Below are 24,810 nucleotides of genomic sequence, written 5' to 3'. Positions count from 1 at the left end.
ACCATCTGCTTCATCGAAAGTCTTCCTATTCGTCCTCTCGCGAGCGACGGGCCAGGGCCATGAGCATAAGCGCCAGGGCCATAACCGCCGCCAGCAGGGCAAGGCGCATCATCAACGCGTCACCGGTCTGAGGCAGCAGGCTGCGAAGGATCTTCGTAAGCCAATCCGCCTCGTAGATGTTGGTGGTCCAACCGTCCTCGACGGGCTCCTCGCTCTTCCACAAGCCAATGTCATGGAAGGCAGAGTCGTTGCCATCGCTCACGGCCCACACCAGCGCATCGGGGCCTTCGACGTAGGCAACGCCGTCGGCGTCTTGGCCTTCCTCGGCCAGAGCCGCCAGCACAATCATGCCGGCATGGTTATTGTCGGGATCGGCCGCGATCTGCAGCGTGGCACCGTCCAGGTCGGAATCGCGCGTGAAGTCCTCGGCCGCGTCCATCGGCGAAAGCTCGTAGCCCTCCGGCACACCGAGGCTCTGCAGCTGGTAGCCGTAGAGCACGCGGCGCTCCTCGCCGTCGATGGTGCGCTGGCCCGCCACGGGCAGACCCGCGAACTGCCAGAAGCCGTCACCGGCGCGGCTCGTGGCGGTGGGCAGCGAAATCTCGGTGCCCTCGCCCTGACCGAAGTCCTCGTCGAGCTGCCAGGCGGCGCCGTCGTACCAGTAACGCGTCAGCTGGACGTCGGCACCGGCCACACCGCGGGCATCTTCGGCGGCCGAGCGAATACCATCGCCGGGCTTCTCCTCGTCTTCCCAGACCACGCCGGAGAGGGAGACGGTCTTGACGCCAGGCTCTTCCTCCGGATCGAACGTGCTGCCGCCCGAATTCTCCTCGGGGTTGGGCACGACGCCGTAGTTGTGATGCAGCGAGTTCAGCCAGTTGATATCGGACCAGCGGTTGCTGCTCAGCTGCGCGTCCAGCTCGGCCACGCGAGCCTCGTAGGCATCCAACAGCGTCGGGGAACCCGAGCCGTCGTAGAGCGGACGGCCCTCGGCGTCCAGATCCTGCTGACCGTCGCCGTTGGCATCGACGGGCTTGCCGAAGATGCACTCACGCCATGCATCGCTCATAGCCTCCAGATCCTCGCGGCTGGCATGGGAGAGCCAGTCGGGCGTCAAGCCCATGGCCGCAGCGGCCAGATCGGCCGGGGTGTCGCCGATGGCCGGCTTGTCGCCCTCGTCGCTGCCGTCACCCTCGTCGCCGTCGCCCGCATCGCTGCCGGCATCGCCGTCTTCGGCCGTGTCGTCATCCGCAGCGTTCTCGCCCTCGTCGGCCAGGGCTGCCACGGCATCCTCGAACGCCAGAGCCATAACCGTCAGCACCTGGCCCTCGACGCCCTCGTCGCCGGACTCAGCGCCAGCACCCGCACCGGGCTCGGTCTCCTCGCCCGCACCCGTGCCGGCATCCTCGCCGTCGCCAGGTTCAGTGCCGTCACCGGCATCCTCGCCTTCGTTGCCGCCTTCGCCGTCGCCCTCGTCGGGCTCCGTCGTGGGCAGGTCGGCCAACAGCACCTCGGGGCCGGAGGTGTAGGCACCCTCGTCCTCGTTGGCAATCTTAGTCAGCATGATCAGATCGCCCACCACGCCGTCTTCGGTCACCAGGCCCGAAGGCTGCACCATATCGCCCTCGTTGGGACGCAGGGCGCCGGTTTCCTCATCGAAGTCGGAATTGATGGTATCGTCCTCGCCCGCATGCTGGATAGTGGGCTCGTAGTTGTCCTCGTCGGGAATGCTCAGCACCTCCACGCGGTAGCCGTAGAGCACCTTGATGGAGCCGTGGCGGCCCACCTTGTGGTAGCCGGTGCCGGGAGCCATAAAGGCCCAGTCGCCCGTCGAGGTGGTGGCGTCGTAGGCGCTGCCATAGATGATCGGCTCACCGTTGTCGTCGGTGTGCACCGTATCGCGGCCGCCGGCCAGGGCAATGGCATCGGCCGCGCTAAGCGAGCCGGTCAGGGAGTTCGGATCCACCTTGCGCACGGTCTCGTCGAGGTCGTTCTCGCTCTCGAAGCGAATCTCGTCGCCCTCGACCATGACCGCCACGTCCTTCTGCGTGAAGGTCCAGTCGCGACGCCACACGCCGCCTTCCGTCTCCTCGGGCTCGCCCGCATCCAGCTCGAAGACCACCGTCTCGAAGGCCTCGGCCAACCATTCGTTGCCCGGCACCTCCACCATGAAGTCAAGGTCGGTTTCCTCGTCGTGCTCCATGCGGTAGTAGCCGTAGAGCAGGTCCTCGTAGAGCCACTCGAAGGCGACCAGCTCGGGCATCGTGCGCACGTAGCCCTCGTCGTTCATGGCCACCAGCCACGCCACCATGCCGTCGATCAGACTCTCGTCGAAGGCATCGATGTCGAACTCGGGGGTTTCCTCCTCGCTGTAGGTCATGCCGCCCAAGGCGTAGAGCTCTTCCAGCTGCTCGGCGGTAAGCGTCGTGCTCTCCGGGGTGATCTCCGGAGCTTCCTCGCCCGGAGCCAGCTCGGACGCGCCCAGCCCGGAGGTGTCGTACCAGTAGCGCACCAGTTTCACCACGGCGCCCTCGATGCCGGGCTCGGAGCCGCCCTCGGCAAGCAAGCCGTCCTCGTTGGAGTCCTCCCACACCGTGCCGGCCATGAGCACCGGGCGCTGAAGCACCAGGCCCGCGTCGCCGGCGAACTTCTCGTAGAGGCGGTTGGCCAGGTCGTAGGGCACATTGCGGTACGTCACCTGGTAGTCGCTCGTGCCGAAGGTACCGGCCTCCACGTCCTTGGCCGGCTGGGCCACCACCGCATAGGTGGACTCGGCGAAGCCGTCCTCGTTGTAGTCGCCGGACATGGACGCCTCGAAGCTCTGCAGGTCGGAAGTGCGCTGACCCGGAGCATCCACATGGTAGCGGCTGGCCAGGTACTTGGCGTTCTCGCCGTCGTTAAGAACGCGCACCGAGTAGCCGGCCAGGTACGGCTCGGCAGTGTCGAAGCCGGACGCGTAGTCCTCGTTGGCCACGGGCTCGAAGTAGAGCTTCGTGGTGCCGTCGGGGCCCAGCACCGTCATGCTGGTGTCGCTCGGCTCGCTCACCGGGCGCCAGCCATAGGCGCCCTTCTGGTACGGATCGAAGGTAGCGTAATCGGCCTGGGGCTGGTACACCTTGACGCCGTTCTCGTCGCGCGGCGCCACAGGACGGCCCGTCAGCGGATCGAGCGTGTAGGCCTCCTCGCCCTCGGTATCCACCAGCACATAGGCCGGCAGATCGTTGAAGCGGTAGTCGCCGTTCTCGTCAGTCAAGGTAACCAGCTGGTAGTCCTCGAGATCCACCGTGGTCAGCGACGAATCGCCGCCCGCAGACCCGCCGGGCTCCTCGGTGCCGTCGCCCTCCCCTTCGCCGTCCAGGGCCAAGGTGGCGAAGCGAGGCAGAGCGAAGGAGGCGCCGAAGGAGAGCAGCGACGCCGTGGCGATGCCCTCGTCGGCATCCCCATCGGCACCGGCGCCCTCGGTATCGGTGGCGCCCTCGGACTCGTTACCGCCCTCGGTGCCGTCACCGCCCTCGGAGCCAGCGCCTTCATCGACGCCATCGCCCTCGGATTCGTCTCCGCCCTCGCCGGTGTCCACCGGCTCGTCGAAGACCGTCACGGTCACCGTGATGCCCACCAGCGCCTTGGAGCCGGCCGCGGCGGACTGAGCGTACACCGTGCCGGGCACCTGGCCCTCCACCGCGGGATCGCCCGTGACCACGGAGCCCGCAAAACCGGCAGCCTCCAGGGCGGCCACAGCCTCCTCGGCCGTCATGCCCGTCACGTTCGGCACCTCCACGCTGTTGAAGCGCTCGCCGTTGCCATTAAAGTTCTCGTTGAGCACCCACACGCCCGAGGCGTACAGCTCGCGCTTCTGAGTGCCGAGCAGGTTCTCGTAATCGTAGGCGCGGCCCGAGCGCACCAGGTACAGACGGCCGTCGCCGCCCTTCACCACGTTGCCCTTGGCCGAGCTCTTCAGGCACAGGCGGTCGTCCTTCCAGTACAGCTCGTTGCCGTCGATATCCTCGAACAGCTGGTAGCGGCCGCCGTCCACGGCGTAGTACTCGGGCACGAAGTAGCGCTGCTCGAGCACCACCTTGAAGTTCTCCAACGGATGGTTGTCGTTCATCACGCCGTCGTAGTCCTCGTCGTACCACACGCTGCCCATGAGGCTTGCGTGGTCGGGCGGGGCGAAGCCGGCGTTCATGGCCGACTGGTTCTGGCCGAGGGCGAAGTCGAAGCTCAGCTCGGTGCCGTCGTCCAGCGTGCGAACGATGTTCTGCGCCGGGTTGGTCTTGGCGTTGGCCACGCCGGCCAGAACGATCTTGCCGTCCAGGGCGTTCTTGCTCACGCCGTTGCGCAGCACGGCACCGTGGAAGCTGTCGGAGCCGTTGATGCCGTCGCTCACGTAGGTAATGGCGTGATCCGGGTTGTAAAGTTCCTCGCTGTTCTCGTCGTTCAGCTTGTTCAGGCCGCCCTCGGTGTTCACGGTCACCGCCGCGGACGCCTTGTCGGCCGCGCCGCCATGGGGCTTCGTGCCGGTTTGGATGGACTGCTCGTCCCAGCCGCGCTCCTCGTCGGTGCCCGTCATGGCGATGGGATAGGAGCCGGCGGTGTAGCCCTCCCACTCGGCCTGGGCCGCGGCGTCCTCGCTCAGCGCGGGAAGCGCGTTGGAGTTCACCGCATCGAGGGCCGTGTTCTCCCATTCGTAAGAGGTGACCAGCAGCGATACCATGCCGGTCTCGCTGTTGGTGCCGTCGATCTCCAGGGTATAGCCAGCCATGCGCCATGCGTAGGAGGCGTCGTCGTTCGTCGGCACCATGGGGTTGCCGTCGTTGTCCAGCATGATGTTCACGCGACGGCTCGCATCGCCCAGCGGCTTGGTGGTGTCCACCGCCACGGCCGTCGGCAGCCCGGCGAACTCGAAGTAGCCCTCCACGTCCGTGGTGCGGCGGCTCGTCTTAAGCGCGCCGTCGGCATCGAGCACCGCGTGCTTGCCGGCATCCGAATCGGTCTCGATCAAGTTGTAGCGGTAGTCGCGATAGGTGTCGGTCAGGTCGAAGGCCTCGCCATCAGTCACCCACGTGCCCTTGCCGCCATCGGCCGCCGGCTCGTAGTACCACTTCTGCAGGCGCACGCGCTTGCCGTTGTAGCCGGCCTCGGGACCGTAGGTGACGCTCTTCTCCACCTCGTTGCCGTTGGCGTCGTTGGTCACCTCGGTGCGGGTCTCGGGCAGGTACTCGTACAGGCCGTCGTAGTCGGCGTCGGAGAACACGAAGCCGGAAATCTTGTAGGTGGGCACCACGATCAGGCCGCCGTCGTTGTGGGCGCGATCGCGACCGGCCATGCCGTCGTAGGCTGCCAGGCCCGTGGGCGCGCCGCCGGCCATCTGGTAGCGCTGGGTGCGGCCTTCCAGGGTGGCGACCACATCGGCGTTGGAGGTCGGGGGCGCCCACAGCACATTAGTGTCGTCCACGATGCGGCCGTCGGTGGTCTTGTTCTCGGTATCCACCACATCGACGAGCACGATCATCTCGTCGTCAGCGCCTACCAGCGCGTTGTCGGTGTAGAGGTCGGAGTCCTCGGTGTAGGACACCTCGTTGCCCTCGCTATCCACGCTCACCCGCTGCTTGGCCTTCAGGTAGGAGCCGGAGGTGACGCGCGGATCGGTGACGCGCACCTTGTAGCCGTACACCACCCAGGCTCCGTCGCGCACGCCGGAGGTCTCCAGGTTGTCGAAGCGGTAGGTGCCCTGACGCCACAGCTCGCTGCCCACCACGTGCTCGCCCAGGGCCTTGGGCGCCAGCACGGCCTGGGCGCCGTTGGCGTCGATGCGCACATCGCCGGTCAGCGTGCCGTTGATGGTGCGCTTCACCTCGTCGTCGGACAGCACCACCATGTCGTCGGCGGCCGTGTTGCCGTAGGACACCAGGGCGCCGGCGCTGTTCCAGTTGGACTGATAGGCGAAATCGTCGTCGCGGTGCCAGCCGGTCTGGCCGTTCTCGGTGCCGTACCAGTAGCGCTCGATGTCGACGCGGTAGCCGTTGTAGGGCTGCTCGCCGGCGCTCTGGATGCCGTCGTTGTTCTTGTCGTTCCACAGGAAGCCGGTAATGGACTGGCGCGTCGGCTCCACCAGACCCACGTTGCCGCCGGCCACTGGCGTCAGGACGCGCTTGTAGTGGAGGATGCCCTCGTCCTCGTAGGGGCCGGGCGTGCCCTGGAACTCGATGGTGCTGTTCACCGTCAGCCAGTCGAAGCCCACCGAGCCCTCGGCGTCGCCGGAGAGCAACTGGCCGAAGGGCACGCGCTGCCAGTCGGACTCGTTGGCCAGGCAGGTGCGGTTGGCGGCATCGGCCGGCACGCCCTCGGCGGCCACCACGATGCGGCTGCCGGCCGTGGAGGAGCCGTCGCCGTAGGCCCCGCCGACGCGCACGCCGACGTTGCCGCCCACCACGGCCTGGTCGCTCACGACGCGACCGCCGGCGGCGCCGTTGCGCACCAGGGAGGCCACGTCGGAGTCGTTGGCCGGGTCGTCGGCTACGGCGCCGGTGTGGTAGCGCGTCAGACGGCGCGAGCCGTCATCGGAGCCCTCGGCCAAGCCGTCGATCTCCACCTCGTAGGAGGCCAGATGGTACGCATCGTCGTAGAGGGCCGCCAGCGACGCCTCGCCCAAACTGGCCACCGTGGTATCGTCCGCGGCGGTCAGGCTGCGGGCAGCGCCCTTGCGAATGGCCGCCGGCACATTGGCGAACTCGTAAACACCCTTGTTAGTGCCATCGAGGGTGGTCTTGTCGGCCGCCGAGCCGTCCTCGGTCACCGTCTTGGCCACGCCGCCGTTGCCGAAGGCCGTCTCGCGGCTCCAGGTCTCGGTGGTCGTGTCGTAGGCCCACTGGGTCAGCAGCATGGTGACGCCGGCAACGCCCTCCTCGCCCTGGTCGCGCTGGCCGTTGTAGGCATTCGTGAAGCGGGCGACATCGGCCACGGCCTCGCCGGTGGCACGGTAGGTGTCGTCCCAGATAAGGCCGCGAATGCTGGTGGACGGCACGCGAATGAGGCCCGCGTCGCCGCCGTAGGCCATGTTCACGCCGCCGGACACGTCGTAGACAATGCCGTCGTAGGGCTTGCGGCTGTCCTCGGAAACGCTGTCGTTGGGCAGCGGACGGGCGGTAATGACCAGGCCGTCGGCGCGTACCAGGCTCTCGCCGTCCTCGACGCCGGTGTTCTTCGTCTCCTGTACGCGATGCACCAGCGGGAAGTCGGCCGCCGCATCGGCGCCCGCACGGTAGATGTCGGATTCCACGCCGTACTCGTGGGTGCCGGCCACGGCCGTGCTCTCCACATCCCCGGCCGCATGGGCACGGGTCAGCGAAGCGCCCGCGGGCAGCTTATCCACGTATAGGCGATAGCCCACCAGGTAGTAGGTGGTGACATTGTTGACCGTCACGTCGTAGGACGTGCGCATGCGCGAGAACTCGTAGTAGCCGTTGGCGTCGGTCACCGCCGTTTCGCCCTCGTCGTCGGGCACGCGCTTCCACGTCCCGTCGCTACCGCCGCTCTTGTCGGCAGGATCCAGATAGTACTTCTCGGCATGGACGGTCACCCCGGCAAAGCCAGGCTCGCTGCCCTCGCCCAGGTGCTGCTCGCCCATGTCGTCGGTGGTGATTACTTGATCGCGAATGCCGTTGTAGTCGCGATCCTCCCACACGTAGCCCGAGATGGGCGCGTTGGGCGGCTCGGTGAAGCCGGCATTCATGCGACCTTCGCTCTTGCCGTAGGTCAGATCGAAGGACACCGCACCGGAGGCCACGTCGTACTGCGTGGGCGCCGGGGTCTCCCCCGTGCCGTCCACCGTCGTCGAGCCGGCCACCACCAGCACGGTATCCAGCGTGTGCACATTACCGTCAGAGCTGTTGGAGGAGTTCGGGAACGCCTCGGTATCCTCGCGGTACACCGGGAACATCGCCGCACCGTAGCGGGCCACGGCATCGGCGGTGGCATGAGCGCCCACCAAACGGCTGTGGGACTTGGAGTTCCACTGGTCCATCTTCGCCATGTCCACGTCGGACGTGGGTCGGCCGTTCTCGTCCACCGGCGTCGGGCTCACATGGAGGCTCGGATCGTTGGACTCGTTGACCTGGAAGAAGGTGGGCAACAGCGTGGAATCGCCCTGCACGGCCAGGGTATAGCCGGCCAGACGCTCGGTGCCGTCCACCCACACGCTTGCCGGCAGATCGGTGAACTCGAAGTAGCCGTCCTGCTCGGCGCGGCCCTCGCAGCCGCCCTTGGCCACGGTGGTGAACTGGGCCATGGCAAACGGCGTCTCGTCGGTGGCCGCCCCCAGGCTCGAGGCATAGGGCTCCACGGCCTTCCAGGCCGCGGCGTCCTCGTCCCAGTACCACTGGCGCACGAAGACGGTCAGGCCGGTCTTTCCGGCATAGCCGCGCTCGCCGGCCTGGGTCAGGTCGCGGTTGTCGCCCATAAGGTCGTCGAAGTAGGTGCCGCGGTTGTACGTGTAGGCACCATCGTTATAGGAGTTGTCGCACCACACGTAGCCGGAGATCGTGCGCGCCGCCGGTTTGATCTCGCCCGCATCGCCACCGCGGCGATTGGCCGGGTCGGTCCAGTGGTACAGGGCCTCGCCATCGTTGGCCTCGTCCATGGCATGGGCCGCGGGCACCTGGCTGAAGGCCGCTGCAATGCCGCCCGTGGTGTCCTCCACGCGGTTGGCCAGAATCACCTGGCCATGGTTGGCGCGCAGCAGCGCACGACCGTCGGCGTCGGTGCCATAGCGCTGGACCAGACGGTAGGAGCCCAGACCATCGCCCGAGGCGTTCACGCCCAGGCCGCGATCGGCCACGGCGGCGTTGGAGTCGGCCAGCACCAGGGCACCCTGGTTGAGCGCCGTCAGATGCCACGGCTGGGCCGTGCCGGCATCCACCACATCGGCCAGCTCCAGGCGATAGGCGGCCAGGAAGTACTCGTCCACGCCCGTGGCGCTGTTGTACTTGACCACGGCCGAGGGCAGGTTGTCGAAGACGTAGCGGCCCTGCTCGCTGGCAGCCGTCGGCACCAGGGTCTCCCCTGCCGCCCCGCGCGTCGTCACGGCCACCACGGCCTGCTTGCCCTGGGCATCGGCCACCGAAACGCCATCGGTAACCACCGGCACGCGCTCATCGGCGGCCTCGCCGGGCTTCGTGGAAACCCAGTCGCTGCCGAAGCCGGCGTTCTGCACCCAGGCGCCGTCAAGCTCGACGGCGGGCTTGGCGCCCTCGTGCACCGTGCCGTCGACGGCCACCCATTCGATGACGCCGGCGGTCTGGGCAATGTAGCTCTTCTCATCGGACAGCTGGTCGAACAGACCGGAGGTAGCGGGCACGTAGAACCACTGGGTGGCGTAGACCGTCTGATCCGCCAGGCCCGCTTCGCCGCCCAGCTGGTTCAGGGCGTCCATCACGCCGTTGGAGGCCGCGTTGTCCTTGCGCGCCATGCCCTCGTAGACCGTGTCGTCCCACACGTAGCCGTCGATCTCGGCCGTGGGCACCACGAACAGGCCGGCGTTCACCTGGGTGCGGCTCACGGCCGGACCGGCCACGTCGTAGCTGACGGCCTTGGCCGCGGCCGCGTTGTTGGCGTAGCTCACCGGCGTGTCGGCGGCCACCGGGGCCGTAATGATGAAGCCCGTGGTCTCGGCCACACCGGATACCTCGCCGGCGCTCTTGTCGTCCTGCTCGCCCTCAGCGGTGAACTGCGGGTAGAGGGTAATGGCCGCCTCGCGCAGCACATCGCGCTTGGCATCGGAATCCTGGTTGGTGGCCTCGCCGGCCGCATCGGAGTGGTAGGCCGTCAGCACGTGGCCCTCGGGCAGCTCGGGCACCGTCACGCGATAGCCGGCCACGGCCAGCACGTCGTCCTCGGCGCGCGCTGCGAACTCGTCCTGGAACAGCGGCTCGCCCGCCTCGTCGAACTGCACATAGGGCAACAGCGCCGGGAACTGATAGTCGCCGGCCGCATCGGTGACGGCGCTGAAGAACCCGGTGTAGCCGTCGATGACCGTCACGGTCTCGGCCGGCACCTCGGGCTGGGCGCCCTCGCCCTCAGCGTCATCGGCATCCTCAGAGCCCTCGTCGGCACCCTCGCCGCTTTCGGCACCCTCGGCATCCTCGGTGCCTTCGTCACCCTCGGCGTTGCCGGCGTCCTCAGAGCCCTCGTCGTTGTCGGAGTCATCGGCCGCATCGCCGCCCACAATCTCCTCGTGGGTGATGACCTCGCCGAAGTTCGGATTCTTGATCCAAGCGCCCATGACGGTGCCGTCGGCGTCCTCGACCAGCTCCACCATGGCGTTCGTGCCGTCGTAGGCCACGGGGGCGAACGTGCGAATCACGTCGCCGCGCTCGTTGCGCGCCGGCGCCGGCTCGAACTGCGCGCCATCGGCGGACAGCGCACCGTCCAGGTAGTACCACTGCTCGAGCACCACCGTACGGCCCTCGGTGCCCACCTCGGTGGCCATGCGGTCGGCCTCCTCGGTGTCGTCCACGCCGTCGAAGTCGGCATCGAACCACACGCGGCCGGACACCGCCGAGGTGTCGAAGTAGCCGAAGCCGGCCGAGGCGGCCGTCTCGGAAACACCGCGGGCCATGTCGAAGCGCACCACCGTCGTGGTGCCGTCAGCGGCCTCGCGCTGCTGGACCACCTTGTAGTTGCCGTCCTGGGTAAAGCTCGTGGAGTTGCCGGCCAGGATGATCATGCCGTCCAGCGTCGAGGCCGACGTGTTGCTCACCTCGTCGTCCAAGGCGTTGTACACCGTGTAGAACCACTCGGGATCCTGCTCCTCGAAGGCCTGGCCCGCAAGGTGGTTCCACTGCAGCGGGTAGTTGTCGAAAGAGGCCACGTCGTCGCTGATGCCGTTATCGTAGGCCACCGTCGGGGCAGCGCCCTGAGCCTCGGCGGGCCAAGGCTGCGTGCCGGTCGGGCGGCCGATGGAGGCCACCGCCGTCGTGGACTGCTCGGGCACGGTCACGGGCACGTTCAGCTCGTCGGCGCCGGTGCCGCCTTCCACCTCCACAGTGTAGCCGGCCAGGTACTCGGTGCCGTCCACGGGCACGTACACCATAAGGTTGTCGAACTCGTAATAGCCGTCGTGCTCGGCAGCCTCGGTGGCGCCGGAGCTCTCCCCTGCCGCCACGGTCAGCGTCGAGCACTCGTAGGCGCCCTCGTGCGGCGCATCGTATACGGCCTTCTTGTTGTCGAAGGTCTCCACCAGATGCCACGTGCCGCCGGTGCCGGCCATCTCGGTGCGGCCGTCGGCGTTGCTGCCGTGGGTCACCTCCACCTCGGAGCCGTCGGGCACGAAGTACCACTGCTTCAGGATGACCTTCTTGCCCACCAGGCCCTGCTCCACGTAGTCGGTGCCCACCGTGACGGTCTTGGCGGACTCGTCGTCGTAGACGCCGTTGTAGTTCGTATCGCGCCACAGGTAGCCGCTGATGGACTGCAGGGGCACCTCCATCAGACCGCCGTCGTTGTGGGAGCGGCTGGCCGCCTTGGCGCGGTCGTAGACCAGCTCGGCCGGGCCGGCGGCTACGCCGCGCTCGCCCGTCTCTACCTGGGTGGCGTTGCCAGTGAAGTCGTCGGGCTCGTTCTGATTGGGATTATGGGAGTTGCCGGCAGCCACCACGTTCTGGAAGTTCGAGATCATATCCAGATCGCGGTTGTTCAGCTCGCCGTTGGCCACGTACGCCTCGTCGTCGAACACGTTCAGCAGCACGTCGTACTCGTCATCGGCCATCAGATAGCCGGTGTGGTAGTACAGATCGGAATCGCGGGTGTAGTCGTATTCCTGCTCGTTGCCGTTCTCGTCCTCCTCGGTCTCGTACTGGTTGGCGGCCATCACCATACGGCTGCGGAACTTCTCGTCGGTGATACGGGCCTTGTAACCATAGATCACCAGCACGCGCTCGGCGCCGGCAGCACCGGCCTCGGCCGCCTCGCCGGTGGCCTTGTCCACCCAGCGCCAGTCGGAGGTCTTCAGGTTGGCGAAGGTGTAGACACCGTTCTCGTCGGTGAGCACGTTGGCGTAGGCCGGCAGCTCGTAGGCGTAGTTGCTGCCCTTCGTGCCCTCGCCGGCGGCCGTCTTCTCGCCCCAGGCGCCTGTGACGCCGGGCACCAAGTCGCTCTTGGCCGCGCCGGTGTAGCGGTCCTTGTAGTCGTCGGGCAGTGGCGTGGCCCACAGGTTGTCCCAATGCCAGGTTCCGGCGGCGCCGTCGGCCTGGGCGGCCTCGGCCTCGTCGGCCAGGTAGTAGTAGCGCTCCAGCGACACCTGCATGCCCTCCATACCGGGCTCGTCGGTGAGCACGCCTTCCTTCAGGTACTGGTTCTGGATACCGTCGTTGTTCATGTCGGACCACAGCACACCGGTAATGCGGCCGTAGGCGGGAATGGCCTCGCCCACATTGCCGCCCTCGGCCAGGGTGCCAGGCTCGAGGGCCGGATGCATCCAGTCGTAGACAATGGAGTCCACGGCGTTGCCCTCGGCGTCCTGGCCCAAGTTGCCCGTCATGTTCTGCGAGGCCTCGATGGCCTGGACGGTCATGCCCTTGGCCCCGGCCTGCGAGGTCTGAGCCAAGATGATCTGGCCGTTCAGCTGGCGATCGGACTGGTCGTCCTGACCGTTCTGGTTGGCCACCACAATGCCGCCGGCCACGCCCCGCTTGTCAAGATCGGCCACGTCCGAGTCGATGTCCACGCTGTTAGTGGTATCGGACACCGGCTCGCGGTAGCGCGTCACCAGCCACGTGTCCTCCGGACTGTCGGTCACGCCGTCGGCGCCGGCGGTCTGCTCGGTCTGGGCCACCTCCAGGCGGTAGGCCGCCAGGTAGTACTCGTCGCTCAGACCGTCGGCCGACTGCACCACGGCAGACACGGGCAGCTCGTCGAAGACGTAGCGGCCCAGATCGTCCTTGCCCGCCACGGTGCCGTCCTCGTTGTACGTGGCGTCAGCGGTCTTGATGGTCACAATGCCCTTCACCGCTCCGACCACCGCCGAAGAGGTCTTGCCGAAGGAGGTGTAGGGGTGGGTCGTGCCATCGGCATCGGTGCGCGCCGTGTAGCGGTCGATGCCGAACAGGATGTTGCGCACCCAGATGCCGTGGGTCAAGTTGCCCTCGGCGTCCGTGGCCGCATCCACCACATCCTGGGAGGCCGCCACCAGATCGGCGTGATCGCGGCGGAAGGTACTCCAGGCCTCGGGCGAGACATAGAGCCACTGGGTAAGGCGCATCTCCTGGTCGGCAATGCCCTCCTCGCCCTCGCCGATAAGGCCGTCGTAGTCGGCATCGTTCCACACGATACCCTGGATGCCGCTCTTCTCCAGCTTCACCAGACCCGCGTCGCCGCCGCGCACGGCCTGGGCCGCCGGGCGGGGCAGATCGTAGCAGCGGCCGTTGTAGAAGGCCGTCGTCTTGGAGGACGTCGGGGCCGTGCCCATCTGGTACTGGCCGCGAGCCGTGCCCTGAGTGTCGTCGGCGAGCTCGGAAGCCACCAGGGCAAAGCCGTCGGTACGGATATCCACCAGACCGTCGCCCAACTGGGCCTGCGGCTGGGCCGCACCGTCCCCGTTGGTTTCGTTGCCGTACTCCTCGGCCAGGCGCACGGTGTTGCCCGCCGCGCGGATGGCGTCGGAGTCGTTCAAGATGTCGTAGCCCGCACCGGCCACTTCCTCGTTGGCCGCATTGTGCAGGTAGGTAAGCGCGTAGTCGGGCTCCACCTCGTTGAGCCACACGCGGTAGCCGGTCATGAACAGCTGGTCGCTCGTCACCTGCTCGGCGGCGCGCTTCAGCGTGTCGCCGGCCGTATCGACGGCCTCGGCGTCCACGGCCGAGGGATCGCCCGCAGAAGCAGGCTCGTCGGCATCCTCGCCATCGCCCTCAACCGCATCCGCGCTCTGGGCCGTGTCGCCCTTCAACGGCAGGTTCACATGGACGCGGCCCGCGAAGTAGGGCTGCACGTCGCGCAGCACCGTGGCGTCGCCCTCGGTCAAGGCGTCCACGTACACGTAGCTGGGCAGCTCGTCGAAGGTGTAGCGGCCATCGGCGCCGGTGAAGGTGCCGTCGAAGTAACCGGCCTCGTCCACACCCACGCGATCATCGAGCTCCATGGCCGTCGCCTCGTCGCCCTCGCCCACCAAGGGCAGCTCGGCGACGTTCGTGCGGTAGCTGAAGTTCTTCGAGCGCACCCAGGTACCGTCCTCGGAAGAGGTTGTGTCGATGTCGGCGTTTCCGTAACCGGCCGCCCGCAGGGCCTCCACCATATCGGTGCCCGCGGCCGTCTTCGTGCCGGCGGGCACGAAGAACCACTGCTCCAGCGTGAGCGTCTTGCCGGCCACCGGCGCATCACCCGAGGCCTCGCCCAGCACGCCGGTCTCATGGTAGAAGCCGTCGTAGTCGGCATCCTGGAACACCAGGCCGCTCACGGCGCCGGTACCGAAGAAGCCGAAGCCGCCGTTCAGGTTCAGCTCGTCGCGGCCGTAGGTCCAGTCGAAGACCAGATCGCCGAAGGCCTGGAGATTCTCGGCCGGGCTCGTCGCCTCCTGGGCGGCGGCCAGCACAATCATGCCGTCGGCCGTATAGCGGCTGAAGGCCATGCCCGCACCGTCCTCGTAGACCGTCTGATCGGTCAGCTCAGCCCAGCGCAGCGGATAGTTGTTCGCGCCATAGGCGCTGGCTGCCGGCTCCAGACCGTCCTTGCCGACCTGGGCCAGGTTGGTCACGTCGCCCACCGTCTCCTGGGCGTTGAGCGCCTTGGAGTTGAGAGCGTCGTCAGCGAAGCTCTCGGCGGCCTCGTCGCCGTCGCCGATCAGGGCACGCTGCTGGTACAGGGTGGCCGGAGCACCGCGCAGGGCATAGGCCTCGTTGCCGCCCTGCACTTCCACCGTGTAGCCGGCCAGGTACTCGGCACCCATCTGGCTGCCCTCGTGGTTCTCGGCATAGCGAGCCGGCAGGTTGGCGAACAGGTATCGTCCCACCTCGCCATCAACGGCAGTGGTCACCCACACGCCGCCGTCCTCGGCGCTGTACACGCTGTCGGGGATGATGGCCGTATAGGGGTTGGCCGCTTCTTCGATGGCCGGATTGGCATGGCCGTCGGCATCCAGGGCCGCCAAGGTGTAGTAGTCGTTGCCGAAGTCGGTGTTCTGCACCCACATCCAGCGGGTGGTCTCCTGGGCCTCGTCGCCCTCCCCTTCCACGGTGGTCACCGGACGGTAGTACCACTGCTTCAGGATGACGCGCTTGCCGCCGATGCCCTGCTCGAGCGCGGCCGGCTCATCGCCCTCGGCCACCTCGGCCCACGGCTGGTAGAGGCCGTCGTAGTCGGTGGCGGCCTGCTCGGTCATGGATGCGTTGGCATCCTGCCACAGCACGCCGGAGATGCTCTGCTCGGCAGGCTCGCGCACGCCGCCGTCGTTGGCGGCGCGATCGGCGCCCAGACCCAGGTCGTAGGTCAGCATCGCCGCCGCGGTGCGTCCGCACACCTCTTCCGTCTCCCCGGCTTCCTCCCTCAGGGAGGCGCCCGTCAGCTGCTCGGCGGCTGTGGCGCTCGGCGTCTTGCCGTAGCGGTCGTCGCTGTTCTGGTTCAAGTTCATGGAGCTGGGAGCCACCACATGGTTCGAATCCGGCGACTCGTCGGTAACCACGTTCAGCAGCACGTCGTACTGACCGGGTGCCATCAGGTAGCCGTCCTCGTAGATCAAGTCGGAGTCGGCGGTGAAGTCGCCGCCCTGCAGCCGCTTGGCCACGCCCAGCTGGCGGTTCCACAGCGCAATGTCCACCACGCGCAGGCGGTAGCCGTAGATGGTCACCGAGGCCGGCACCGTCTCGGTGGTCTCAACCTCGTTGCCCTCGTCGTCGGTGGTAGTCACCGTGCGCTCCGTGGCCGCCTGGTAGTGCTGCGTGGGCAGGTTCGCGAAGGAGAATACGCCCGCGTCGTCGGTGACCGTGGTCCGCGTGGCGTCCAGGTTCTCCTCGTCAATGGTCTTCTCCAGGCCCACGGTGGGATCGGCGTCGTAGGCCGCCCAGTTGTCGGCCCAGGCCTCGTCGCGCGTCCATTGGGCGTCGGCAGGCACCTCGAAGGCGGCGGTCTCGTCGTTCCACACCGCCGTAATGGCATAGCGCTCCAGTGCCACCCGCACGCCCTCGGCCGGCTTCTCGGCGCCCAGCAGCGGATCGGTGCCGGTCACGCCCGTATCCTGCAGGCCGTTGTTGTTCTCGTCGAACCACAGCTTGCCGCTGATGGCCTGGCGCGGAGCCTCTACCTGGCCCACATCGCCGGCCTCCACCGCCACCGGTTCCGGATCGGCAATCCAGTCGTAAGTTTCGGCGTCGGCGCCCATGCCCTGGCCGGCATCGACGGTAATGAAGGCATCGGTGTTGTCGGCCATGAGGGAGCCGCCCTCGACGCCCTGGGCCGTCGTGCCCGCCACTCGGGCCAAGATGACCTGGCCGTCGAGGCTGCGGGTGCTGCGGCTCTCCTCGTCGTCGGACGCGGCGCCCGTGGCCACGGCATCGAAGCGGCTGGCAATGACCATGCCGCCGGCCACGCCGCGACGCCCGTCGCTTGCCACGTCGGAGTCGTCGGTCACCGACAGCGAGCCGTTGATGGTATCCAGCTGCGCCGTGGCCCCGTTGTCATGGTAGCGGGTGAGCACCCAGTCGTTGACGGTGCCGTCCAGCCCGTTGCTCTTCTCTTCGTACAGGTCGGCCAGCTCGGTGCGATAGGCGGCCAGGTAGTACTTGTCGTCGTCGGACACGAACACCGTAGGCAAGTTCTCCACCAGCCACTGGCCGTCCTCGGCCGTCTGCACCGACAGCACGCCGGCCATCTTCTCGCGGGCCAGGGGCGCGCCGTCGCGCTTGCCGTCGAAGATGTAGGCCGTGGCGTCGTCGGGGCCCACCAGCTCGCGGTTGGACGTGTAGCGATCGGCGCCGAAGGCCACGTTGCGCACCCAGATGCCGTGATCGAGCACGCCGTCCCCGTCGGCATCGGCCGCCGCCGCCAGCGCAGCGTTGTCCTCGTCCTCGGCAAGGGCCGGATTGCGCTTGGCGAAATGGGCCCACTGATCGGGGCTCACGTAGATCCACTGGGTCAGGTACACGGTCTGATCGGGGATGCCCAGCTCGCCCTTGTTCTGCACGCCGTTGTAGCCCGTGGAGTAATCGTAGGTGAAGTCGTCGTCGAAGGCGGCCACGGCATTGCCCTCGGCGTCGAGGCGCATGCCGGTATCGTCCCACACCCGGCCGGTCAGGCTGGTGCGCGGAATGAGCACCAGGCCCGCCGAGCCGCCGCGCTGGGCGCGCACCGGTCGCGGCACGTCGTACTTCACGCCGTTGTAAATCTGCTCGTACTGGTAGGTACGGTAGTCGGTGGTAACGGCCGCATCGCCCTCGCCCACCGTCCAGGCCGTATGCTTGGCGCCCTTGTCGGCCACGATAACGTAGCCGTCGGTGCGCCAGGCCGCAGTCGCGCCTTCGATCTTCTGCGCGCGCTGGTCGCTGTCGTAGGCGTCCTGGGTATTCTGATCATAGGCGTCGTAGGTGGCCTCGGCGTTCCAGGAATTGTCGAAGTACTCTTCCACAATCTGGATGACCTTGCCGTCCTCGTCGCGCACGGCGTCGGAGTCCGCGTCCTCCAGTGCGGCACCGCCGGTCAGCGCGTCCAAATCGATGGAGGCCAGATCGCCCAGGTTCTTCTCGCCCACGTTGACGCCCACATGGGTGTCGGTCAGCGCGAAGTCGGGGGCCACCTCGTCCATGGTAATGCGATAGCCGGTCATGAACAGCTCGTCGATGACCGCGTCATCGGCCTCAGCTGTGGCCGCCGTGTCGTGGGGCTGCAGCGCCGCAAAGCCGGCCGCCTCGCCCTGGTTCTTCGTATTCGTGAGGAACACGTAGCTGGGCAGCTGGGCGAACTCGTAGACGCCCAGGCCCTTCTCGTCGGTGGCATCGGTGGTGGCGTCCGCGGCGAAGAAGCTCGAGCGGGCCTTGCCGGTCGCCCCGGCCGCCGCCAGCTCGGCATCGGTCAGCGCATGGACCCAGGCGCCCTGCTCCACCACGGCCTCGGTGCTACCCGTGGCGGCCACGATGGTGTTGTCCGTCGGACGTACCTCGAAGGCCTCATCGGCCGTCAAGGCCTCGATGAGATCGTTGCCCTCGGCGTCCTGGGTTCCCTCGGGCACATAGAACCACTGGGTGATGGCCAGCGTGCGGCCGCCCAGCAGCTGCTCGCCGGGATTGAGAATGCCGTCGAAGTTGTGATCGCGCCACACCTTGCCGGAAATGGTGGTGTAGCCGTACTCGCCGAAGCCGGCGTTCATGCGCGTCTCGTCCTGACCGCGCGAGAAGTCGTAGGCTGCCGTCTGGGCATCCAGGGCCGCCACGGTGGCACCGGCCAGCGAGCCGGCTGCCTCAGCAGAGCGCTCCTGGCCCACGAAGTACTGGGCCGGCGTGCCGGCGGCCTCGACGGCGCCGCCAGCCAGGCGCGTACCGGCCGCGCGATCGCGGCGCTCGACGCCGGCCTCGTCGTCGGCTCCCTGGTACTCGGCCAGGGCCGCCAGCACAATCTTGCCGTCCAGGACGGCCTTGGCAACGGCGCGCTCGGCTCCCTCGCCCACCGTCGCCTGCACCGACTGCTCGTTCCAGCGCACTGGGTAGTTGCCGGCCTCGTAGCCGGCCTCATGGGCGCTCAGGGCCGAGACGGCCTTGGAGTTGACGGCAGCGGCATCGTTGCTGTCCTGCTGGAGCAGAGTGGCCGGCAAGCCCGGAATGGCCGCGGCATCCTGCGAGGTAACCGCACCGCCGAGCACCTCCACCGTATAGCCGGCCAGGTACTCGCGGGCGGGCACGGCCAGCGTGGACGCAAGGCCTGCCTCTTCGTCGGCCCCGTGGCGCGCCACCACATGGCGCGTGGGCAGGTTGGCGAAGGCGTACCGGCCCAGGGTCTCGGCACTGCCCTGATCCGTCAGCGTGGCCAGGGCCGCCGTCTCCTCGTCGCGGGCCGCATTCGGGATGGCATAGGTCAGGGCATGGGGCGCCGCACCGTCGCTCAGAGCCGCGAAGGTGTACTCATCAGCCCCGAAGGCGCGGTTGCGCACCCAGACGCCGCCCTCGGCCATCTGGGTCTCGGCCGTCTCGCCGTCAAGACCGGCCTCTTCCAGGGCGGCCGCTACCGCCTCCTCATCCACCTCGTCGGCTACGGGCACGAAGAACCACTGCTTCAGCAGCACCTTCTTGCCGCCGATGCCCGTCTCGTCCTCGTCCAGCAGACCGTCGTAGCTGGCGTCGTGCCACACGGTGCCCTCGATGGACTGGGCCGCCGGCACGCGCAGGCCCGCATCATTGTGGGCGCGGTCGGCGCCGCGGGCCAGATCGTAGGCCACCGGGGTCTCGAAGGCCTCGGCTACTGCCGCAGGCGTTACCTCCTCGCCGGCTTCGCGCAGCGTCTCCACTACCGCGTCCACCGATGCCACGGCCGGCACGGCGTTGGCGCCGTAACGGCTCTCGGGCCCGTAGGTGCTTGCCAGGCTATAGCGATCGCGCGTGTTCAAAGCGTTGTTGTTGGCATTGGCCACGGTGGCGCTGTTCTGCACGGCAGAGCCCGTCGTCTGGGCTCCCAGCAGCACGATGGCCTCCTCGGGACTGGCCCCGTCGCCTTCGGCGGCCGCGGTCATATAGCCGGTCTCGTGGATCAGATCGGAGTCGGACTGGTAATCGCGGGAGCCCACGGCGTAGGACGCGCCCTGCAGGTACTTGGCCGTGCCCCAATAGCGATTCCACCAGTCGGCCGCCGTGAGGCGCACCTTGTAGCCGAAGATGACGGCGCACGGAGCCGTCTGGTCCTCGGCGCCCTCGACGGGCAGGTCCAGGGTGCCCTGAGTCTTCAAGTGCTCGAAGCGATAGACGCCGGAGTCGTCGGTCAGCACGTTGTGGGTCGCCTCGGCGTCCGTCTCGTAGGCGGCGCCGTAGTGGTTGTCCCCGGCAAGACCCACGGTCGGATCGGCCTCGTAGGCCTGCTGGGCCTCCTCATCGGCCCAGGTGGGATCATAGGTCCACTCGTCAGTGCTCGCGCCGATAACCTGGTAGTAGCGCTCGAGCGTCACCTGCATGCCCGCCAGGAGCTCCTCATCGTCGCCGCGCACGCCGTCGTTGTTCTCGTCGTTCCACACCACGCCCTCGATGGCCTGGGTGGGCGGGGCCACCTCGCCGGCATCGCCGCCGTTGATGGGATTGCGCACCAGCAGCTGGGTCTCCGAATCGATGGAGAACTCCGGCGCCCCGTCGGTGCGCGTGCGATAAGTCAGCCAGTCGTAGGTGACGTAGGCGGTCTCCTCGACGGCGGCCTTGCGCACGTAGCTGCCGTCGGCCGTCTTCACGTAGCGCTGGCCATCGTAGTTCTCGTTCGCGCCCAGAGCCACGTACTGACCGCCGGCGTACTTGTAGTAGGTAGCCGGCGCCGCGGCGGACGCATCGACCAGCACGTCGTCCAAAGGCACGGTCACCTTCGAGGCGTTCAGCGTCACCTCGGTCACCGCCGGGTCCACCGTGCTGCCCTCGGCGTCGGTGGTGCCGGCCATGATGATCTGGCCGGAATGGGCGCGCGTGCCGCTGACGGTCTGGCCGTCGAGGACCATCACCTGGTCCTGAGCGGACAGGGCGATGCCCGCCGTGCCGTCCTCGGCCGAGGCGTCGGCGTCGATGGTGCCGTCCTCGCCCTCGTGGTAGCGGCTGAGCAGCCATTGCTCGTCGTCGTTGGACGACGCGGTATCGCCTTGGGCGTCGACGCGCTTCAGCGGCCCCAGCTCCACACGGTAGGAGGCCAGATAGTGCACGCCCGTCGGCGAGGTATAGGCCGCCGGCAGATTGTCGAAGAGATAGACGCCCAGATCCTCGTCGCTCGAGGCGGTGGCGTAGATGGGCTCGCCGGTCTCCGGATCGGTGCCCACTTCCTCGTCGGTGGCCACCTCCTTCGTGTCGCCGGTGGCCACAGCAATGACGCCGGCCTCCCCTTCGACGTTCCAGGCGCCCGTCGAGCGCGGGCGCACCGCGGTCTCCTCATCAGCCGCCGCGGCATCGTCCTCATCGTCGGCATCGGCCTTGACCGGCTGCGACGTGAACTTGTCGGTACCAAAGGCGTCGTTGCGAATCCACAGGCCCCGACCGTCGGCGGAAAGTTCCGCCTCAATGACGGCCGTGCCCTCGTCAGTGGTCACCGTCACGGTAAAGCCGTCGTCCTCGGCGGCCTCGAACATCACCTCCAGGCCAGCGGCTGCAGGATCGATGAGGCCGGCCTCGACCAGAGCCGCTCGGATGGGCTCCTCGTCGGCGGCATCGGTAATGGGCGAGGCGGCCGGCACGTAGTACCACTGGGTCAGGTAGACGGTCTCGCCGGCCAGACCCTGCTCGGCCGGATAGGCCTCGATCTCGTAGGCCCCGGGGGTGCCCTCTTCCACCACGCGGACGCGCTGGGCGCCCTCGGTGTCCTCGGGCACGGCGCGACCTTCGAGCACCCACTCGATGACCGCCTGGGAGCCCTCGCCGCCGTTGCTATTCACCACCCAGTGGGTGATGGCGCCGTCCTGAATGCCGTTGTAGCCGCGCTCGGATACCGTCGCCGTGTCGACGCCGGCGGGAATGAACGCCTCGTCATGGTAGCTGTCATCCCAGATGCGGCCTTCCAGCGCACCGCGGGGCACCACTACCAGGCCGGCGTCCCAGTTGTACAGACGCGCCGCATCGCCCAAGTCGTAGACGATGTCGTCCTGCACCATCTTGCCGGCGCCGTAGTTCATCTCGCTCTCGAAAGTCTCCACGTTCTTGGTCCACGTGGCGTACTCGCGCTTGAAGCGGGTGTACTCGTCGTTGAGCGCCGTGTACACCTCGAAGGCCTGGTTGTAGCGGGCCATGGCCGCGTCATAGGCCGCCTTCATGCGGTCGTAGGTGGCTTTGTAGCCCTCGTAGGCCGCCACTTCGCCCTCGGCCGCCCAACCCTCGTAGGCCTCTTTGTAGTCGCGGTACACGCGCTTGGGGTAGCTACTGGCGTCCACGTCGGCGGTGCCGTCGGGATAACCGAAGGAGAAGTACGGATCGACGACGAACTGCGGGAAGAAGTCGGTGATGCTCATGCCCTCCGGAATGACCGTGTCCAGGGCGCTGGGAGTCACGAGGCTCTTCGTCTCGTCGCTGTAATAGGTGAAGCCGAGCACGTTCTGGTAGGTGTCCACGAACTCGGTCCAGTACTCGTTCCACGAGGTACGGGCCTCGTCAACCGAAACCTCCACCAGCTCGCCGGTGTCGGCCGAGGTGTCCTTCGAGTACTTGTCGTTCTCGATGTTCAGCTCTTCGGGGTCGGGCAGGGCCACGGGCTCGTCGGGCACGGCCAGCTCGGCGGCCTGCTGCATGGTATAGGCATCGTCCACCAGGGCGATGAAGGCGTCGCGCACCAGATCGCGCTCGCGCTCGTCGCCCGCAGCCGTCACCTCCAGGCTCCAGGGAGTCTTCGGCGTGAAGTTCTCCGGGTAGGTGCCATCGGGATTCTTGTTGGCCTGGTTGTAGGTTTCCACCATGGTGTTGTAGGCGGCAATCAAGTTGTCGCTGGCAAAGCCGTCGTTGGGCAGCCACGGCTCGGTGGCGGCCAAGTGCTCGGTCTGATCGACGCGATGCGAGACGGTGTTGGTTTCGATCTCACCATCGGCGCCCGCGCGGATGATGGACTGGTGCACGACGGTCTGCACGGGAATAACCTTGTAGGTGACGGTGCGCGTGACCGTCTCGCCGGGCACCACCGGCACGCCGGCCCACTTCACCACCGTGCGGCCCGTGATGTCGAGCACGCCGATCTGGGCGCCCAGGGCCGAAGGCTGGCCCACCATGTTCGCCGGATAGGGATCGACGATGTCCACCAGCTGGGCCGAGTCGGTCTCGTTGGTGTAGGTGATGGTGTAGGTAACCGTCTGGGCATCGGCCTCGGTATCGCCGTAGGCGAACTCGCTGAAGGCCGCGGGGCTCGCCGACAGCTGGCCGATGGAGGCCAGCACGATGTACTCGTCGTAGAAGGAGCCGGACTCGTGCTCGGAGCCGGACTCGTTCAGGTAGTACGTGGTCACGGTCTTCTGGCTGCCGTCGACGTTGGCGGCGTTGGTGCCGTCGGCGTTCTGGGCGTTGGTGTACTGGACTTCGCCGTCGATAACCAGAGGGTTGCCATCCTCGTCGGTCTGCACGGCGCGGGCCTGGGACAGCACCGAGGTGGCCTGCGGCTTGGCGGCAATGTCGGAATCGGCGTCCATGGACTTGATGAGCACCTCGTTGCCGTCAGCGTCAAGGCTCGGCGCCAGCTGGTCGCGCAGGGTCACGGCATAGTCCTCCCCCAACGCCGTCAGATCCTCGGTGTCGATGCGCAGGCGATAGCCCGCCAGACGCGAGGTCTGGCCGTCATCGGGATCGGTCACATAGGTGGTCACGTCGCGGAACAGATAGATGCCGGCTGCGGCCGCGTCGCCCGTGTAGGCCTCGCGCAGTCCGTCGACCCACTGCTTCTCGCCGTTGGGCTTGCCATCGACGATGACGTCCTCCCAATAGCCCGGGTACAGCTTCCACTGCCCCGCCACGGCCTCGCCGGTGGTCTCGTCGGTGTGGGCCGGCACGTAGTACCACTGCTCCAGCTTCACCTTGACGCCGGGGTTGGCCTCGTCGAAGCCCTGGCCGATACCGGGCTCGGTATCCTGCTGCACGCCGTCGTAGTTCACGTCGTTCCACACGTTGTTGCCCAAGTAGCCCTTGGTGCCGTCAATGTAGCCGAGCGCGAACTTGTTCTGGCGCTTGTAGCCCATCCAGCGGTTCTCGTCGTCCTCGTAGAGCACCTTGCCGTCCACCAAGGGCAGCGTGGCCTCGAAGGGATAGGTGCGCGAGGAGCCGTAGACGTAGCGCAGGTCGTTGTCGGCCACCTTGATGGCGTTGCCGTCGGCATCGAGGAGATCGTAGTTCAAATTGCCCAGCGTGCCATCGGACAGCGCATAGTCGCCGTCGGACGGGAAGCGCAGGGGGTTCTGGTCCCAGGTGGTCAGGGTGGCCTTCAGCAGGCGGTCGGAATCCAGGTCGGAGGTGCGGATGACGTAGGTGGTGCCCGTGCGCAGACGGAAGCGGAAGAAGCCGTCCTCGCCTGTAGTCACCGTGGCCAGGTTGCCGTCGGCGTCCAGAGCAATGTCGGGCGAGGTGGTGCCCGTCTCCGGATCGTACTCGTAGACGGCCACCTTGATGTTGTCCAGGCGGTACTCGTCGGCCGGCGTAGCGCCCTTCATCTGGGACTCCAAGTTGCCGGTGCCGGCGCCCACCGAATCGAGCAGCGAATTGATCTGCGTGTCCTCTTCCAGGCTGCCGTCGGCCAGCATGTCGTCGCGGTACACCACGCCCTCGAAGGTGGAGCCCTGGGCAATGCCCAGCTTGTAGCCGGTCATCTGGGCGTCGTAGTCCTCGTGGATCTTGGCGTTGTACTGCGAGCGATCCGGGTTGTCGATGTTGGCGGTGTCGTACTTGACCGCCTCCACCTCGATGGGGTCGTTCAGGTCGGTGGTCACCACGAGGGCGGCCTTCTGGCCCGTTTCCTCATCGGGCTCGATACGCTCGGTGGTCACCTTCACCTCGTGGCCCGCCACACCGATAGTCTCGGTGGTGGGCGAGAAGTTGTAGTACTCCTCCGGGAAGGTGTAGCGCAGGCAGTACTTGCCCGGCTTCAGGTTCGACAGGATGAAGTAGCCCGGGTTGCCGTAGTAGTCGGTGGTAGTGTAGGTCA

1 protein-coding gene (only partly in view) is annotated in these 24,810 nt (G+C 67.3%); it reads right to left on the bottom strand.

Annotation, left to right across the window (positions count from 1 at the left end; genetic code table 11):
- Window positions 1-25: 25 nt before the first annotated feature.
- Window positions 26-24,810, bottom strand: partial view of a PASTA domain-containing protein gene (locus PZH32_RS06875; protein WP_275207134.1) — the end only. Its footprint extends 36,595 nt past the window's final position; the window shows 24,785 of its 61,380 coding nt (coding positions 36,596-61,380); its start codon lies beyond the right edge, outside the window; it ends in the stop codon at window positions 26-28.

The sequence above is a fragment of the Adlercreutzia equolifaciens genome (assembly GCF_029076695.1).
GTDB lineage: Bacteria > Actinomycetota > Coriobacteriia > Coriobacteriales > Eggerthellaceae > Adlercreutzia > Adlercreutzia equolifaciens_A.
The sequence above is the reverse complement of the archived record's forward strand: the minus strand, read 5'-3'. Positions and strand labels throughout refer to the sequence as shown.